Annotated in this window: 18 protein-coding genes; 6 read left to right on the top strand and 12 right to left on the bottom strand. The window is 39.9% G+C overall.

Going from position 1 to position 18315, the window contains the following annotated elements:
• Positions 1–13 precede the first annotated feature (13 nt).
• Positions 14–202, top strand: coding sequence for an NF038105 family protein (locus NQ782_RS09925; RefSeq protein ID WP_000208542.1), 189 nt, complete (start codon positions 14–16; stop codon positions 200–202).
• A 54-nt stretch (positions 203–256) separates the two neighbouring features.
• On the opposite strand, the gene pal is transcribed toward NQ782_RS09925, so the two are convergent.
• From pal to NQ782_RS09975, 10 genes are all read right to left on the bottom strand, one after another.
• Entirely contained in the window at positions 257–820 is a 564-nt protein-coding gene (gene pal / locus NQ782_RS09930) for a peptidoglycan-associated lipoprotein Pal (RefSeq protein ID WP_000836015.1), read from the bottom strand.
• A 27-nt stretch (positions 821–847) separates the two neighbouring features.
• On the bottom strand, positions 848–2128 hold the full coding sequence (gene tolB / locus NQ782_RS09935) for a Tol-Pal system beta propeller repeat protein TolB (RefSeq protein ID WP_000858386.1): 1281 nt from the start codon (positions 2126–2128) through the stop codon (positions 848–850).
• 94 nt (positions 2129–2222) lie between these two features.
• Positions 2223–3569 (bottom strand): cell envelope integrity protein TolA, encoded by a 1347-nt coding sequence (gene tolA / locus NQ782_RS09940; RefSeq protein ID WP_001039145.1) that lies wholly within the window; start codon positions 3567–3569, stop codon positions 2223–2225.
• Positions 3570–3572: 3 nt separating this feature from the next.
• Entirely contained in the window at positions 3573–4025 is a 453-nt protein-coding gene (gene tolR, locus NQ782_RS09945; RefSeq protein WP_001007562.1) for a protein TolR, read from the bottom strand.
• Positions 4025–4723, bottom strand: coding sequence for a protein TolQ (gene tolQ / locus NQ782_RS09950; RefSeq protein WP_000224630.1), 699 nt, complete (start codon positions 4721–4723; stop codon positions 4025–4027). Before tolQ ends, tolR begins: the two co-directional genes overlap by 1 nt.
• 23 nt (positions 4724–4746) lie before the next feature.
• Positions 4747–5154, bottom strand: a complete 408-nt coding sequence (ybgC, locus tag NQ782_RS09955; protein ID WP_001273591.1) for a tol-pal system-associated acyl-CoA thioesterase — start codon at positions 5152–5154, stop codon at positions 4747–4749.
• Positions 5155–5364: 210 nt separating this feature from the next.
• Positions 5365–6699 (bottom strand): M20 family metallopeptidase, encoded by a 1335-nt coding sequence (locus tag NQ782_RS09960; RefSeq protein WP_057094513.1) that lies wholly within the window; start codon positions 6697–6699, stop codon positions 5365–5367.
• Positions 6700–6903: 204 nt separating this feature from the next.
• Positions 6904–7908, bottom strand: coding sequence for a Holliday junction branch migration DNA helicase RuvB (gene ruvB / locus NQ782_RS09965; protein WP_001154002.1), 1005 nt, complete (start codon positions 7906–7908; stop codon positions 6904–6906).
• A gap of 8 nt (positions 7909–7916) precedes the next feature.
• Positions 7917–8516: a Holliday junction branch migration protein RuvA gene (ruvA, locus tag NQ782_RS09970; RefSeq protein ID WP_000578663.1), complete on the bottom strand. Its 600-nt coding sequence runs from the start codon at positions 8514–8516 to the stop codon at positions 7917–7919.
• A 91-nt stretch (positions 8517–8607) separates the two neighbouring features.
• Positions 8608–9948: a deoxyguanosinetriphosphate triphosphohydrolase gene (locus NQ782_RS09975; RefSeq protein WP_000437078.1), complete on the bottom strand. Its 1341-nt coding sequence runs from the start codon at positions 9946–9948 to the stop codon at positions 8608–8610.
• Between the two features lie 309 nt (positions 9949–10257).
• Between NQ782_RS09975 and purL the strand changes: the two genes are divergently transcribed.
• From purL to NQ782_RS09995, 4 genes are all read left to right on the top strand, one after another.
• Positions 10258–14091 carry a phosphoribosylformylglycinamidine synthase gene (purL, locus tag NQ782_RS09980; RefSeq protein WP_057094114.1) on the top strand — a complete coding sequence of 1278 codons (3834 nt, stop codon included), beginning with the start codon at positions 10258–10260 and terminating at the stop codon, positions 14089–14091.
• 82 nt (positions 14092–14173) lie between these two features.
• A complete protein-coding gene (locus tag NQ782_RS09985; RefSeq protein WP_000836948.1) occupies positions 14174–15379 on the top strand; it encodes a multidrug effflux MFS transporter in 1206 nt (401 codons plus the stop codon).
• Positions 15380–15579: 200 nt separating this feature from the next.
• On the top strand, positions 15580–15705 hold the full coding sequence (locus tag NQ782_RS09990) for a KGW motif small protein (protein ID WP_000977276.1): 126 nt from the start codon (positions 15580–15582) through the stop codon (positions 15703–15705).
• Between the two features lie 67 nt (positions 15706–15772).
• Complete coding sequence (locus tag NQ782_RS09995; protein WP_000916029.1) at positions 15773–16090, top strand: NIF3 1; 318 nt, start codon at positions 15773–15775, stop codon at positions 16088–16090.
• On the opposite strand, the gene NQ782_RS10000 is transcribed toward NQ782_RS09995, so the two are convergent.
• The gene (locus tag NQ782_RS10000) at positions 16087–16887 is read right to left on the bottom strand and encodes an enoyl-CoA hydratase-related protein (protein WP_000175549.1); all 801 of its coding nucleotides are present in this window, start codon (positions 16885–16887) and stop codon (positions 16087–16089) included. The two genes, NQ782_RS09995 and NQ782_RS10000, sit on opposite strands and share 4 nt — an antisense overlap.
• A 109-nt stretch (positions 16888–16996) precedes the next feature.
• On the opposite strand from NQ782_RS10000, the gene NQ782_RS10005 reads away from it, so the two are divergent.
• Positions 16997–17587: a nicotinate-nicotinamide nucleotide adenylyltransferase gene (locus NQ782_RS10005; RefSeq protein ID WP_171251930.1), complete on the top strand. Its 591-nt coding sequence runs from the start codon at positions 16997–16999 to the stop codon at positions 17585–17587.
• Between the two features lie 68 nt (positions 17588–17655).
• Here the strand turns inward: NQ782_RS10005 and NQ782_RS10010 are convergent, their stop codons facing one another.
• Positions 17656–18225 (bottom strand): CAP domain-containing protein, encoded by a 570-nt coding sequence (locus NQ782_RS10010; RefSeq protein WP_001050705.1) that lies wholly within the window; start codon positions 18223–18225, stop codon positions 17656–17658.
• Positions 18226–18315: the final 90 nt, after the last annotated feature.

Genomic DNA, 18315 nt, shown 5'->3' on the forward strand with positions numbered 1-18315 from the left:
TAGGAGAATCGAAATGACAACTAAGAAGTTTGATGCGACCCCAACAGCAGGTGAACCAATCAATTTAGAAGAAATTTCGAAAGAAAGTGTTCAGGAAGCTTGGAAAGATTATGAGGCAAAACCTGAATATAAAGCTTTTAATAAGCATGATTTGATTGAGTCAATGCAACATTCAGAAGAAGAGCAAAACAAATCTTCTTAAAGTAAGAATGTAAAAATAAACGCCCATATGTGGGCGTTTATTTTTTGGGATGTTTTATTTTAATAGAGGAGGAACCGCTTCATAGTTAATTTCAACGCGGCGGTTTTCTTTCCAAGCTGATTCATCATGGCCAGGATTAACAGGCGCTTCTTTACCATAACTTACAGCTTCAAGTTGTTGAGGGTTTACACCACTGGTAATGAGGTAATTCTGAACTGCTTTTGCACGGCGCTCACCCAAGGCCATGTTGTATTCGCGTGTACCGCGCTCGTCTGTATGACCAGTTAATGCAACTTTTGAGTTTGCATTTGCCATGAGGAACTGAGCATGAGCCTGAAGTGTTTGGTAATCTTCAGTAGATAAATCACTACTGTCATAATCGAAGTGAACGACGCGTTTCGCTAGGGCAGCCTTGTTTGCCTCAGTTACACCTTTTGAAGAAGCACCTGCTAGATTTTGAGCATTTAATGCAGCATCTTCACTTAAGCCTGTCGTATTTACTGTGCTTGGGTTAGTTGTACCTGTAGTTGCCGTTGTTGCTGGCTTACGACTTGCACAACCTGTCATGACAAGTGCTGCACTAAGTAGAGGAAAGGCCAAATATTTAATTGATTTCATCATCATCTCCATCAATGGAATAAAAAGTTATTTAGGTGCCCAGGCTGGTTCACGTACTTCACCTTGCTCACTCGGTAAATTCATACGGAAACGACCATCAGTGGACATGATAGACAGTAAACCACGGTTCCCTTCACGAGTTGCATAAACTACCATTTGCCCATTTGGTGAGAAACTTGGTGATTCATCTAAACTGGTTGGGGTAAGAATATTGACAATGCCTGTATTAATATCTTGGATCGCAACTTTATAGTTACTACCACTTGGTCGATGCACGAGTGCAATTTTTTTACCATCTGCACTTAAAGTGCCACGGGCATTAAATGACCCTTTAAATGTTAAGCGTTTTACTGAGCCATTTCCAAAATCATAGCGATAAATTTGAGGAGAGCCACCACGGTCAGATGTAAAAATAAAAGCTTTTCCATCTGGTGTGTAACGCGCTTCAGTATCAATTCCCGAGTCATTTGTCATGCGTTTGACTTGGCGAGTTGATAAATCCATTTGATAAATTTCAGGGTTACCATTCATCGATGCTGTAAATAGCATTGATTTGCCATCTGGTGAAAAGCTTGGTGCACCATTTAAGCCTTTAAAACTCGTAAGTACTTCACGTGTTCCAGTAGAGAGATCTTGTAAATAAATGGCTGGACGTTTAGTTTCAAAAGAAACATAAGCAATTTTTTTAGCGTCAGGAGTCCATGCCGGAGACAAAATCGGGTCACGTGAAGAGAGAACAGTTTTCGGTTGTTCACCATCTGTATCGGCGATTTGTAAGGTATAACGTTCAGCAGGAGTGGCAGGATTACGTAATACATAAGCGATACGGCCACTAAAATCGCCTGGAATTCCGGTTAAGGCCTGATAAATAGCGTCACTTACCATATGTCCTGCTTGACGTATGCGTGAAGCAGGAACATTTAACAACTCATTCAGAAGATATTGCTGTTTTTGTACATCATAAAGTTGGTAATGGACTTCAAACCCGTCAGCTGTTTGCTTAATTTGTCCAGTAACAACATAAGGAATACCCGCAGCTTGCCAATCAGATGCTTGAATCTGGTTAATAGCGGCATTCGCAGGTAAATTTTTTGATGAACTTGTGAAACGTCCTGAGCGGTTCAAGTCAGTTTCAACAATAGGATAAAGTCCATTGTCGTTATTAAAAGGCACAATAGCGATTTTAGGTGCCTGATCAGGTGCTTTTGCAATCTCTAAATGTAATTGAGCAAAGGCAGCTGTTGGTGCAAGAGGACTTAATGCTGTAAGTAGCGTTAAGGCTAGAAGGTGTTTGCGGCTCGTTTTCATAGGTTTAAAGTCATTGAAGGTATTTTTTGTGACTGGTGATTTTGTAGCATAGTTACATGCTTCAAACTATTTAAAGCATGTAACTCTTACAAAATTATTGTGCTCTGAAAGTAGAGGTAACGCTTCGCGCTTCTCGTCTTGCATCAGGATCCGATGGCATTGGGTAGGGAGCAGACGCCTGAATTGCAGCTTTGATACTTGCATCCAATGCATCATCTCCACTTGACCGTGTAATAACAATCGAGCTAACACTACCTGAGTCAGACAGGGTAAATCTAACGCTAACAGTTTTACCACTGCTTCCTGTAGGAACATCCCAAGCACGACGAATTTTCTGCTCAAAATCACGTTTAGCCGAAGATGCAATTTTTTTAGCTTCACCTTTTTTCTGGGCAGCTTCTTCTTGAGCTTTTTTAGCAGATGCAGCTTTTTCTTCGGCCTCAATTTCGGCTTTACGTCTAGCATCTTCTGCTGCTTTTTGTTGTTTGGCTTTTGCATCAGCCTCAGCTTTGCGTTTCGCGTCTTCTGCTGCTTTTTGCTGTTTAGCTTTCGCATCGGCCTCAGCTTTGCGTTTAGCATCTTCAGCTGCTTTTTGCTGTTTAGCTTTCGCATCGGCCTCAGCTTTGCGCTTAGCATCTTCAGCTGCTTTTTGCTGTTTAGCTTTCGCATCGGCCTCGGCTTTACGTTTCGCGTTATCAGCTGCTTGTTGCTTAGCCTTAGCATCTGATTCAGCTTTACGTTTGGCGTCTTCGGCAGCTTTTTGCTGTTTGGCTTTCGCATCTGCTTCGGCTTTTCGTTTAGCTTCTTGTTGTGCTTGAAGTTTAGCGTTTTCAGCCTTTTGAGCTTCACGTTTTAGTCTTGCTTCAGTCTCCGCTTTACGTTTAGCTTCCTCAGTTGCTTTTTGTCTAGCTTTCGCATCGGCCTCAGCTTTTGCATTTTGTTCGGCTTTTCGTTTTTGTTCAGCTTCAGCTCTCGCTTTAGCCTCCGCTTGACGCTTAGCTTCGGCCTGTTGCTTCTGTGCTTCCTCTAAACGTTGTTGCTCTGCAGCTTGCTTTGCTTTAGCAGCTTCTTCAGCTTTACGCTTTTCCTCAGCTAATTTTGCTTGTTGTGCCTGCTCAGCTTTTTGCTTTTGAGCAGCAAGTTGTTGTGCTGTTGGAGGAGGAGGGGCAGCTGGAAGATTTTGAGGAAGAGTTTCATCCACAATCGGGCTTAGAACTTCTTCAGCCTGATTTTCTGCTACGGTTGGTTGCTCAACTTCTTTTGCTAAAGGTGGTGGTAAATCTTCTGGTTTAACTAAAACAGTGGTCAGCTTTTTTGGTTGTTCAGGTGGTTTACTCAAGCCTAAAAAAAGCAAGCCAACAATGGCAATTGCATGAACTCCAAGGGTGAAGCTCAATGCTATTGCATTTTGTTTAAAAGGAGGCTTTTGATTTTTATTCATAGCTTATTTTAAAGGCTCTGTCAGAAGGCCAACTTGAGTTAAACCTGCTTCTTGTAAACTTGCCATCAATGATACGACTTCTCCATAAGGGCGAGTCTTATCACCATTCACTAAAACTGTAAGTTGTTTGTTTTCCTGCTCAGCTTGTTTTTGTGCTTCACTTAAAACAGACTCAAGTTTTTCAAGAGAAAGTGGCTCATTATCTTTGTAATCTTCATATTGAAGATAAATATTGCCATCTTTACCAATCGTGACCATGGCTGGCATATCTTTTGATTCAATTGGATGATTATTTGCCTGAGGTAAATCGACTTTAATACCACTGGTAATCATGGGAGCAGTCACCATGAAAATCACTAAAAGTACCAGCATTACATCGATATAAGGCACGACGTTCATGTCACTTTTTAATGGTTTTTTTATGCGCTCAAAGCGCCCTGAACGTTGAATGGCCATTATGCATCTTCCTGTGACGAACCCACAGATTGACGTTGCAATAAAGCAATCATCTCTTCGGCAAATAATGCACGATCAGAGTAGACACTTTCGCTTTTAGCCGTAAAGTGGTTAAAAGCCAATACCGCAGGAATTGCAGCAAATAGACCAATTGCAGTTGCAATAAGGGCCTCGGCAATACCTGGCGCAACTGTTGCTAACGTCACTTGGTCAACAGCAGCCAAACCAATAAAAGCATTCATGATTCCCCAAACAGTACCGAATAAACCGATATATGGGGCAACCGAACCGATACTTGCTAAAGTACCTAAACCATATTCCAGACTACCCTGATCACGACTTAAACCGACACGTAAAATACGTTCCGTTCCTTCGATCATTTGTGAGGTAGGAGCTTGGCGTTTTTTGAGTTTAAAAAACTCACTTAATCCTTGATAAAAGATATCTTCAAGGCCTGAACGTTTTGAATTGAGTTGTGCGTTGTTGTAAAGCGTATTGAGTTCAGCACCAGACCAGAACATTTTTTGGAAATGTTCATCATCTTGGCGTGCTTTTTTATAACTCATATGTAACTTGGCAATCAGGTACCAACTAAAAATTGATGCTAACAATAAAATCAGCATGACCAACTGGACGACTGGACTTGCTTGTAAAATAAGGTCAGAAATATGCAGGGTTGATTCAATGTTTGTTGCCATAGTTACATATGCCGGTTGTTTTTTTAGTCTTGTTCCAATTCTTTACGAATAAGATCACGTATTTCTTCCGGAAGACGACGTGGCATTAGATCTTTACTTAAACATGCCAACTCAACCTCACCAGAAGCAAGCAAGATTTCACCACGATAAATATTTTGTTGCAACACAAATGACGCAGCTTTACATGAAACTACACGTGCTGTAACAGTAATTAAGTCATCCATTAAAATAGGACGCATATATTTTACGTCAATTTTATATACTACAAAGTTGTAGTCTTTTTGATGCCAGTAATGGTCAACGCCAGCAGCGCGGAGCCATTCTGTACGGGTACGTTCCATATAGCGAATGTGGTTGGCATGGTAAACAATACCACCTGCGTCCGTATCTTCAATATAAACACGAATGTTGAATTCAAAATGATTCGCCATGAGAGTATTCCGTTTTAGTTCACTATAGAGCTTTATATTTAAAATATGACTGTTGAATAAAATATCAGTTCTATCCAAAGCCATACATCTGCTTTTAAATACGGGGCAGTTTAGCAGATTGCATACTAAGTCCTATGGCACAACCTTTCAATCGCGACTGCTGTCTTTCTTCTTTAAAACGGAACACTCTATGGTGAGCATATTGTTAAGTTAAGACTGTTTCCATGCAGCCTGAACTTGTTTAGCGATATTCGGATAGTCTAAAACGAATCTTATATGTAGCTCGGTTCCTGTCTTTAAGGCCTTATCATCTACTATAAAAGAAGGGTTGTGATTTGGTGCAGCTTGGCTTAAGTCCTGATTTTCAGGTGTTGCTCCTAAGAAAACGAAGAAAGAGGGTATTAATTTCCCATAATAGGCAAAATCTTCACTTGCACTTGCATTATGGTCCAAAACATGAAGATTCGAATCTCCAACAGTTTTGGCTAATGTTGGCTGGATAAGTTGAGTAAGAGCTTTATTATTCATGGTTACTGGAGCATAAGGCGCAATTTCAACTTTTGCTGTTACATCATTAGCTTGAGCGTTATTTTCCACCAGAGTTGGTAAGCTCTTTAGGATATTTTCTCGGATCTGTTCGTTATTGGATCGAATAGTACCGATCATATTGACCTGTTCAGGAATCACATTTCCAGCTGTACCGCCTTGAATATTGCCAATACTAATAACGCCCATACCTTGGGTTAAGTCGGTTCTTCGGCTAATAAGACTTTGTAAATTATTAATCATTTGAGCTGATGCATAAATTGGATCTCTGCCTAACCAAGGGGTAGAGCCATGAACCTGTTTGCCGTTAACTTGAATACGTAAGTGATCGGCACTGTTTAAAATAGCACCATCTTTATAATATAGATGTCCGCTTTTCATGCCGGACATGACATGCATGCCAAAAATAGCTTCTGGTTTGTAGTCTTTAAATGCACCATCCGCAATCATTTTTCTTGAGCCGATTTGATCACCATGCGTGAAGTTATCTATATCTGCTCCACCTTCTTCAGCTGGCTGAAATACAAAAACTACAGTGCCTGATATTTTATCTTTATTGGCCGCCAATATCTTTGCTGCACCTAATAACATTGCAGTGTGCGCATCGTGTCCACAAGAATGTATCACATAAGTTTCTTTACCTTGATAAATTGCCTTTTGTTTACTAGCAAATGGCACACCACTTTTTTCTTCCATAGGTAGCGCATCCATATCTGCTCTAAGCGCAATAATAGGGCCGGGGTTATTCCCTTTTAAAATGCCGATTACCCCTGTTTTTGCATAACCTGTTTTGACTTGAATGCCATAAGACTTTAATTCTTTTTGAACCAATGCAGATGTTTTAAATTCCATATTGCCTAGTTCAGGGTACTCATGGATGTGTTGTCTTAATTGAATGACCTGATTTTCATTTTGTTGTGTAGCATCTTTTACCCAATCCGCTAGGCTCAATTGACTTATTAGGGCAAGTGGAAAAATTAAAGCGGCTTTTTTGTACATATCCTTATCCTAAAAATATTATTGTTCAGAAGATTTAATATCTAGATTTCTTATAATTCAGTTTTTAAAAATATTAAAAAATCAATAAGGTATAACGAAAGACTTAAAAGGTATAGAGTGGCTAATTTATTGATAAGACAATTTTTATTTGAGTTAAAAAGAATAGTTAAATAAAAAAAGGAAGAGAAAATTCTCTTCCTTTGATTAGTTTTTAGGCTCAGGTGGCGTCATGCCAAACTGCAAATAAGATTGGTTGGTTGCAATGCGACCTCGTGCAGTACGCATAACATAACCTTGCTGAATTAAATAAGGTTCAATAACATCTTCAAGTGTTCCGCTATCTTCAGCCATAGCAGCTGCAAGGGCTTCAACACCAGCAGGTCCACCATCAAAACGTTCTAACAACATACTTAAATAACGTCGGTCTAAGGTATCTAAACCAGCTTTATCGACATTAAGCATATCAAGCGCACGTTGTGCCATTTCATGGTTAACTTCGCCCGTACCTTTTACTTGTGCATAGTCACGTACACGGCGTAATAAACGATTGGCAATACGCGGTGTTCCGCGTGAACGGCGTGCAACTTCTTCTGCACCCTCAACTGTAATGGGTACATCCATGAGGTTTGCAGATCGTGACACGATGTGAGTTAAGTCTTCTACAGAATAGAATTCAAGACGTTGCACAATACCGAAACGGTCACGTAGAGGCGAGGTGAGTAAGCCGGCACGTGTGGTCGCAGCAACGAGCGTAAAAGGTGGTAAATCGAGTTTAATTGAACGAGCAGCAGGGCCTTCACCAATCATGATATCGAGTTGGTAATCTTCCATTGCCGGATACAGAATTTCTTCAATCACTGGTGAAAGACGGTGAATTTCATCAATAAATAAAACATCGCCTTCTTCAAGGTTAGTCAGCATTGCAGCCAAATCACCCGCACGCTCTAAAACAGGCCCTGAAGTGGATTTGAGATTGCCACCCATTTCACGCGCAATAATATTGGCAAGCGTGGTTTTTCCTAAGCCCGGTGGACCGAAAATCAGTGTGTGATCGAGTGCCTCACCACGACCACGAGCCGCACCGATGAAAATTTCCATTTGCTCGCGTACGACTGGTTGCCCGATATAATCGGCAAGTGAAGTCGGTCGAATAGCCCGATCAAAATGATCTTCAGGTTTTTCTGTTCCACTGATTAGACGGTCTTGCATAGGTGTGTTTACTTCATCATTGATTTAAGTGCAGCACGAATAATATCGGCTGATTCAGTGTAATCGGCTTTAACCGCCGCAACAGCTTTTTGTGCCTCAAGAGGTTTATAACCTAGTGACTGTAAGGCTGCTTCTGCTTCTGCAACAGGTGAGTTCGAAACAAATTGAATCTGAGGCAGGGCCGCAGCGCTAGAAGTTCCTTGTGCCAAAGTTTTAAAACGGTCACGAAGTTCAATCATTAAACGTTCAGCTGTTTTTTTGCCTACACCCGGAACTTTAACCAAAGTATTCACATCGTCATGTTCAATTGTGTGTACCAGCAATTCAACACTTAACGTAGAAAGAATACCTAATGCCATTTTCGGGCCCACACCATTTACTTTTAGTAAGGTGCGGAAAATAGTTTTCTCTTGAGCATCACTAAAACCATAAAGCTGCTGAGCATCTTCACGGACGACCAAATGCGTCCATAGCGTAACTTTCTGGCCTTTTTGTAATTGGCAAAATGTTGAAAGTGGTGTATCAATTTCATAGCCCACACCATTTACATTCAGTAAGACAGTTGGGGCTTCTAGGGCAAACACTTCGCCAATTAAACATCCGATCATAGCGTAATTTCACTTATTCATAACTGTAAATCTGGTCGTTCTAAATGTATTAAAACGACACTAGCTGTATTTCTTTCTATATTAAGGCAGCTTAAAACAAGCCGATTTTATTACCTTGTAGCTCTTGAGCCAAGCTATAAGCCTGATGATCTGAAAACTTACTGATAATATCGAGTACCTGCATGATATTGCTGTAGTGGTTATTACTAAAGCGAGCACCGTACAAATTAAGAATAGACATCAAGCGCTGTTCTTTAAAGCTTAAAGATTTATGCGGCATCGTTAAGGGAACAAATGCATCAAGAATAGTTTGCAAACTTTGGTGAGCAATAATTTCTAAACCAGACTTTTGTGGGTGTTCAAAGATTTTTTCACGTGCCAGATTTTTGGCTGTTTCAATACCTGCCGCAATATCAGGCGAACAGTACTGTAAAAGACTACCTTTGAGCTGACCAGTAATAATTTCATAATGATGTTTGGCAAAAGCTGTAGTGACTTCATCAACCAGACGCTTCATAACACGACCACGCAATGCCGAAATTTTTTGTTGCCATGTACTGCTTGGAAGTGATAGCTCTTCAGGTTGACCATAATCTGCAATCAAGTTGAGAAAAATCGGTTCAACCTCTTGGTAATTCAGCATATTTAGAATAATGCCATCTTCTAAATCGATGAGAGCATAGCAAATATCATCGGCAGCTTCTAACAAATAGGTAAGTGGATGACGGCAGTAGTGATATTCACCTAATTGAATAAGTCCGAGCTGCTCAGCAATTTGTTTTAAAATTTCTTTTTCAGACTGATAACAACCAAATTTCGCTCGTTGGTGGGATGGACGATCACCTTGAGACGCGATTGTTTTTGAAAGCCAAGGATATTTTAAATAAGCGCCTAAGGTTGCGTAAGTTAAACGCATGCCTCCATCATCAGGATGATAGTCAATACGGGTTAATAAGCGTAATCCTTGGGCGTTGCCTTCAAACTGACGGACATCGGCTTCTTCTTCGGGAGTTAATTTTTTTAAAAAATCATTATGTGAGGCATCGTCAAACCATTCACGAATTGCATATTCACCTGCATGCCCGAAGGGTGGGTTGCCAATGTCATGAGCAAGGCAGGCCGCTTGAATAATTGCGCCGACATCGGCAGGAGAAATCCAGACAGGCAATTCATCTTTAATTTTTTCGGCTGCCAGCATGCCCATGGAACGGCCAATACAGGAAACTTCAAGCGAGTGAGTTAAACGGGTATGAATGCCATCATGCTGTGCTAAAGGATGAACTTGAGTCTTGCGGTTTAACTGACGAAAACTTTGTGAAAATATAATGCGGTCATAATCTTTATGAAATGGGCTTCGAGCCAGCTCTGTGCTGCTTTTTTTACTACCTAAACGAACTGCAGACAGCAGTTCTAACCAACGCATTTGTTCCATTTATCATTATTCAAAACTATAAAGCCTGATCATGCCAAAAAAATGCTAAAAGCACTAGCTTGGTGCGACATAGTTTGTCTTAGTTCAGGTTTTATTATGTTATTGAATAAACATGAAACAATTTATTTTGAGCGAGAATGATTAAAAAAATGATTTTGAACAAAAAACACATCACTTCTTGCAGAATTAGGTTACAGAATACTGATTCTACATCTAGCTGATTTTAGCAAGACACAGTAGAATATGCGCTCTCTCTAAAGTCACATTGCGGTAAGGTTCACAAGACCTGCCCGTGGAGCCAAAATCAACATGTTTATCGTGGCCGGTGCAGCAGCACATTCTTCTTTTAAGAAAGCTCAACTATTAACACGTTTATCGTCAATTAGTTCTGTTCAATCTTTTGACAGCCAATGGGTCTATTTGTTTGATCAAGCGCTCAACGAGCAGCAACATCAATCTGCTTTGCAATTATTAAATGACGGTGAGTCTTTTGAACTTCGTCAACCTGCAAGTGATGAGATTCAGATTTTAGTAACACCACGCGTGGGTACGATTTCACCTTGGTCATCTAAAGCGACTGACATTTTCAAAAACTGTAATACTCCAGTTCACCGTTTAGAACGTGGTCTTTTATTCACTTTAAAAGGTGTTTCTGAAATTTCTAATGAAGTAAAACAAGTACTTCATGACCGTATGACTGAAACTGTTTTTGCACAAATTGAAGATGCAAAAGCACTATTTTCAGAAACAGCACCAAAACCTTTAAATTCAATTGATATTTTAGGTCAAGGTAAAGAAGCATTAGTAAAAGCCAACAACGAATTTGGTTTTGCGTTATCTGAACAAGAAATTGATTATTTAACTGAAGCATTTACTCGACTTGGTCGTAACCCAAATGACATCGAGTTGATGATGTTTGCACAAGCAAACTCTGAACACTGTCGTCATAAAATCTTCGGTTCTGAATGGACAATTGATGGTGAAAAACAACCATTATCATTGTTCCAAATGATTAAAAACACTTATAAAGAATCTCCAACTGACGTGTTATCAGCATATAAAGATAACGCATCTGTAATTGTTGGTTATGACACGATGCGTTTTTATCCGAAAGCAGATGAAAACGGTCATTTTGTTTACAAATATAAGAGCCAAGCTGCTCACATTTTAATGAAGGTTGAAACTCACAACCACCCAACAGCAATTTCTCCATTTGCTGGCGCAGCAACAGGTTCAGGCGGTGAAATCCGTGATGAAGGTGCAACTGGTCGTGGTGGTAAACCGAAAGCAGGTTTAACAGGCTTTACAGTTTCTAACTTAAATATTCCTGGTTTTGAACAACCTTGGGAAGAAAACTACGGTAAACCTTCACGTATGGCATCGCCATTACAAATTATGATTGAAGGTCCATTAGGTGGCGCGGCATTTAACAATGAATTTGGTCGCCCTGCATTAAATGGTTATTTCCGTACTTTCGAACAAAACGTAAATGGTGAAGTGAAGGGCTTCCATAAGCCAATCATGATCGCGGGTGGTTACGGTAACATTCGTCCTGACCATGTAGAAAAAGATGCGATTCAACCGGGTGACTTGCTCATTGTATTGGGTGGCCCTGCGATGTTAATCGGTCTTGGTGGTGGCGCAGCCTCTTCTGTAGACAGCGGCACAATGGGTGAAAGCCTTGATTTCGCATCTGTACAACGTGAAAACCCAGAAATGGAACGCCGTTGTCAGGAAGTGATTGATACTTGCTGGCGTTTAGAAGACTTCAACCCAATCGTGTCTATTCATGACGTAGGTGCTGGTGGTTTATCAAATGCAATGCCTGAGCTTGTAAACGATCATGAGTTAGGTGCAGTTCTTAACCTTCGTAAGATTCCTTCATTAGAGCCGGGCATGAGCCCAATGGAAATCTGGTCAAATGAAGCACAAGAGCGTTATGTTCTTGCAATTCGTCCAGAGTCTTTAGAACAGTTCGAATCAATCTGTGCTCGTGAACGTTGTCCATTTGCCGTGTTAGGTGAAGCAACTGAAGCTCGTCACTTAACTGTTGAAGATCCATTGTTCCAAAACAATGCAGTTGATATCCCAATGCAAGTGATGCTTGGTGGTACACCGCGTATGCAACGTTCTTATGAAACAATTGAACGTAAAGGCAACGAATTTGACGCTTCAAAAGTTGATTTGAAAGATGCGATTTTCCGTGTATTGAAAAATCCTACAGTTGCGTCTAAATCATTCTTGATCACCATTGGTGACCGTTCAATTACAGGTATGGTTGCACGTGACCAAATGGTTGGTCGTTGGCAGATTCCTGTTGCAGATGCAGCAGTAACGACTACAAGCCTACAAGGCTTCACTGGTGAAGCAATGGCAATGGGTGAACGTCCACCAGTTGCATTGTTAAATCCAGCAGCGTCTGCTCGCTTGGCAGTTGCTGAAGCAATTACCAATATTGCATGTGCAAACATTGAACAAATTAGCGATATCAAACTTTCTGCAAACTGGATGGCTGCTGCTGGTCAAAAAGGTGAAGACCAAGCATTGTTTGAAGGTGTAAAAGCGATTGGTATGGAAATGTGTCCTGCTTTAGGAATTGCGATTCCTGTAGGTAAAGACTCACTTTCAATGCGTACGACTTGGAATGATAACGGTGAAGATAAAGCTGTAACATCTCCAATGACTGGTGTAATTACTGCATTTGCTCCAGTAGCTGATGTTCGTAAGACTTTAACACCTGAACTTAAGAATTTAGAAGACTCAGTACTTGTCCGTATTGATTTATCTAAAGGACAATTCCGTTTAGGTGGTTCGATTCTTGCGCAAGTATATAAAGCAATTGGTTCAGTCACTCCAGATGTTGATAGTTTTGATGATTTCAAAGCGTTCTTTGCTTTAATTCAAGACTGGAATAACCGTGGCTTGATTCAGGCTTACCATGACATCGGTGATGGTGGTTTACTCGCAACTGTAGCTGAAATGATGTTCGCTTCGCGTTTAGGTGTAGCATTAGAAGATCAGACTACTGCTGGTTTATTTGCAGAAGAAATTGGTGCAGTAGTTCAAATCAAAGCAGCTGATTGGGAAGCTTTACAAGCAGAAGTAGCTGCTTCTAGCTTAAAAGATGCAATTGCTGTAGTTGGTCGCGTAAATAATACTGATCAATTATCTGTAAATGGCTTAACTTTAGAGCGTGCAGAGTTACAACAAGCTTGGTCTGAAGTATCTCATCAGATCCAACGTTTACGTGATAACGTTGAAACTGCTGACCAAGAATTTGCTTTAATTACTGATAAATCACATCAAGGTTTGATTGCTAAACCTACATTTGATTTAAATGAACCTATCGAAGCACCGTTTATTAATAGCCGTCGTCCGAATATGGCAATCTTGCGTGAGCAGGGTGTAAATGGTCATATTGAAATGGCAGCAGCTTTCGATAAAGTTGGCTTTAACACAATTGACGTACACATGAGCGACTTACTTGCTGGTCGTGTGAGTCTAAGTGATTTCGAAGGTTTAGTGACTTGTGGCGGTTTCTCTTACGGTGACGTAATGGGTGCAGGCGGTGGCTGGGCAAAATCAGTTCTGTTCAATGCAAAACTACGTGATCAGTTTGAGCAATTCTTCCATCGTGAAGGTACATTTAGCTTAGGTATCTGTAATGGTTGCCAAATGTTGTCACAATTAGCGCCACTTATTCCGGGTGCTGAACACTGGCCACGTTTCCACCGCAATATGTCAGAAGTTTTTGAAGCACGTAGCGTAAACGTTCGTGTTGAAAAAACAGTTTCTGTATTACTTGATGGTATGGAAGGTTCAATTTTACCGATTGCTGTAGCACATGGTGAAGGCCGTGCGGTTGCTAGCGAAGCTGATATTGCAAGCTTAAATGCAGCGAATCAAGTTGCATTGCGCTATGTTGATAGCCACGGTAACCCGACTCAACATTATCCATTGAACCCAAATGGTTCACCGGAAGCGATTACGGGCGTAACGTCTAAAGATGGTCGTGCAACGATCATGATGCCGCACCCTGAGCGTACTTTCCGTGCAATTCAACACTCTTGGAGTCCAGAAGAGTGGACTGAAGACGGTGCTTGGTTACGTATGTTCCGTAACGCACGTAAGTTTATTGGTTAATATAAAAATTGAAATAAGCCACCGTAAGGTGGCTTATTTGTATGTAGTACAATGTAAGTAGAATAAATAGTAGAGAAGAAAAATGAAGTCAAAAATCCATTTCCGTGAGTTTGCACTGTTGATGGCATTACTCATGTCTATCGTGTCTTTTTCGATAGATGCAGTGTTGCCTGCTTTAGGTGAGGTTGGACGAGTTTTTGAATTAAAGAATAATAATCAGACCCAGTGGGTCATTATTGGTATTTTCTCCGGCATGACAATAGGGCAGTTGATTGCAGGTCCACTTTCCGATGCGATTGGACGAAAACGTATTTTATTTACCGGTATTATCATCTACTTTTTGGGAAGTTTATTGTGCTTTACCACACAAAGTTTTGAATGGTTTTTAGTAGGTCGCTTTATTCAAGGTATTGGGGTTTCAGGTCCTTATGTCGCCTCAATTTCCATTGTGCGAGATAAATACAGCGGCGCTCAGATGGCCCGTATTATGTCCTTAATCATGATGGTATTTATGGTCGCTCCCGCGATTGCACCAAGTCTGGGACAACTCATTATTCACTTCTTTGGTTGGCGTGATATTTTTGTCTTATACATGATCTATGCCACAGTCGTTGGAGCGTGGGTCGCTTTACGTTTAGAAGAAACGTTACTTCCTGAAAATCGTTTACCTATGCGTTTACAAGCATTTCAAGAGGGTTTCAAAGAAGTTGTAAGTAATAAAACCACCATGAGCTATTTGTTATGTGCAGGCTTTTGCTTTGGGGGATTTATTGGTTACTTAGGTACTTCTCAGCAAATTTTTATGCAGCAGTTTGGTAAAACTGGGCAAGAGTTTAGTGCTTATTTTGCTGTGCTTGCTGGTGTAATGGGCATTGCTTCATTTACCAATTCTAAAATTGTCATGAAGTTTGGTATGCGTCCAATCTGTATTTATGGCTTTCTCAGTCTGTGCTTAATTTCATTAATTTTCTTAGGGATTCAACTTATAGGTGTGACTGTAGCATTTTGGATGTTTATGCTTTATGCCTGTATTTTATTTTTATTATTTGGAACTTTATTTGGTAATTTAAACGCGATTGCAATGGAACCTATGGGACATGTAGCTGGTATGGCATCAGCTATTATTGGTGCAGCTTCGTCCGTATTGTCACTTATTCTTGCCTCTATTATTGGGCAATTATATAACGGCACACTAATTCCAATGACTTGCGGTTTTGTTATTTTATGTGGTTTAGCATTTATGATGACAGTATATGAGAACAGATATTTAAAGAAATCGAATGTTTAAAATGATCCAGAATAATGATAGCTCACTGAATTAGAAAAATTTTCTTTAAACTTAAAGTAAAGGTAAGAAAATACGTTTTTTAAGGACTTTAAGAAAATTTATAAGAGTATAGACATAAGTATATTTAACCCCTTATGCTTGGATTGCTGTTGGTTCAATTTTTGCTTTCTCTGTAACAACGATAAAAATCGGAGATCAAAATGATGAAAAACAAAAATCACATAAGAACGATGTACACAAGAGATAAAGGTTGGCGCTTATTTGGCTTGGCACTTGCCATACAAATACTTTTTATTGGAGCAAATTATTTAGCAATGATGAGCTGACTTTGATTCGGAGTCTTCTTAAAGGGTATGATTTAAAGCAAATTACTAGTTTTGAGTCATTCTATTCATGTTAAAGCTGATTTATTACGTACCAGAGTCACATCTTGAGTCGACTAAACAGTCTATATTTGCGGCCGGAGCAGGTGGGATAGGGAACTATGAACAATGTGCTTGGCAAGTTAAAGGAATAGGGCAATTCAAGCCAGTTAAAGGAGCTGACCCTTATATAGGAGAGCTAGGTGAACTTGAGCAAGTTGACGAATGGCGTGTTGAAACGATTGTGCTTGAAGAAAAGGCAAGTGCAGTGGCAAAAGCATTAAAGGCAAGCCATCCTTACGAAGAGCCTGCCTTTGAGTTTATTCAAATCATAGAAGTTGATTTTTAATTAAACTGTGAAAAGTCCGGTTTACGTTTTTGCATAAATGCCTGCACAGCTTCTAGCATTTCTGGTGATTGAACGCGTTGCATAAAGATTTCTGCTTCATGGTCAATACATTCAATAATCTGATCTAAATCATGTTTCATTAATGCTTTGGTTTGTTTTAATGAAGCAAGCGGTAAAGCTGTTAAGTGTTGGGCAGTTGCCTGAGCAGTGGCATAAGCATCTTCAACGATTTCATTAACTAAACCAGCTTGTACAGCAGTTTCTGCATTGAACTTTTTGGCAGTAAACAGAAGTTCAGCTGCTTTGTGATAACCAGCTTGTTTAACCAATAATTGACTTGCACCACCTTCAGGAGAAAGCCCAAGGCTAACAAAAGGAATTTGAAAGAGGGCCGTATTGTCGGCAAAAACGAGGTCTGCCTGTAATAAAATCGTAACACCAATACCAATTGCCACGCCTTTTACTGCAATAATAAGCGGCTTCGATAATCTGGCAGCAGATTTAAGGAGTACAAATGGAGGAACTTGACCTGCTGGACCAGCATTCGGATTTTGTACAAAACCCATAAAATCTTTCATGTCATTACCAGCGGTAAAGTCATGTTCGGCACCACGTAGAACGACTACTCGTACATCTTTATTTTGGTCGGCTTCATCAAGTGCTTTGGCAATCCATAAGTAAAGTTCGCCATATAATGCATTTTTTGCTTCTGGGCGATTTATGGCTAAGGTGAGTACGCCACCTTCTAAATTTGCTTGTAAATGTTGATGAGGTTGTTGAATACAGCTAAGTGTCATCGTACTATCCTTGCTTTAAACCACGTTGTTGATTTTTAGGTTCTCATTATGGCGCATATTTTTTGTAATGAGCGTAACTGGTGAGTTCATAAAAAGTGAAAAACTAATTATGTATACATTTGACTATCTCGTTTTTATAGGTCGTTTTCAGCCATTTCATTTGGCACATATGCAAACGATTGAAATTGCACTGCAACAAAGTCGCTATGTGATTTTGGCTTTAGGTTCTGCCCAAATGGAACGTAATATAAAAAATCCGTTTCTTGCAATTGAACGAGAACAAATGATTTTATCTAATTTTTCATTAGATGAGCAAAAGCGCATTCGTTTTGTACATGTGGTTGATGTTTATAATGATGAGAAGTGGGTAAAACTGGTTAAATCATTAGTAAATGGTGTAATAGAACCGAACTCAAAAGTTGGTTTGATTGGCCACTTCAAAGATGAGTCATCTTATTATTTACGACTATTTCCAGAATGGGTGATGGTCGAACTTGATAGCTTAAAAGATTCGATTTCTGCCACTCCAATGCGTGAAGCCTACTATCAGGGCAAAATTAAAACGGATGCATTTCCCAAAGGCACCATTCAATTTTTGGAAGAATTCCAAAATACACCGTTATATTTACAGCTACAGCAAAAGTTTTTACAGGCAGACCATTCAAATATTGAGGAAACCGTGTCATCTCATAAAGAATGAGTCGATCTAACTAAAGAATCTCTGTTTTTTAAAGTAGATTGAATTGTTTGATGCTTTTTGAGTCTACTTTAAAAACCTGCAAATTGTTGTGTCCAATAGCTTCTTTGTTTAGCAGACTGGTCAGAAGCACATGCAATGGCATATTCGGTATATCTAGGGTTCATGATATTACTGCAATGCAGAGGACTGGCGATCCATTTAGCCATGACCTCATTTAAAGTTTTTTGTCCACTCGCGACATTCTCACCATTGGCTTTACTCAGCATATGATATTTTTTTAATCTCGCTCTTAAATCTAAACCTGTTGAGCCAACATGTCCAAGAAAGTTGTTATTTGCCATATCTTTAGAGTGAGCACTTGCACCTTGATATAAATTATTATTCCAGCTTAAAGGTTTAGCTGCAGAAAAATACTGCTGACCACATTGACGAGAATATTGTCGAATTTCATTAATTGCATTAAGCACAGCTTGTCGGTAAGCAGGATTTTGTAAATCTTGGCAGCTTATTTCTATCGATGATTTTTGAACTTGTGGTGTAGAAGAGCTCAGTGTAGGAGGAGTGCTTGATGAATTAACGGAGCAGGCAGCAATAACAAGGCTACAAGGCAATAAAGTACAAACTTTTAGTAGATTCATAGCAATGCCTGAGTTCGAGTTATTTTAATATTTTTATCATACGCCAAATTAAAATAGCTGAGCAATTTATGTGCGTGTAAAAAAGCGAGT

Source organism: Acinetobacter sp. BD54 (genome assembly GCF_044778325.1).
GTDB classification, from domain to species: domain Bacteria; phylum Pseudomonadota; class Gammaproteobacteria; order Pseudomonadales; family Moraxellaceae; genus Acinetobacter; species Acinetobacter baumannii.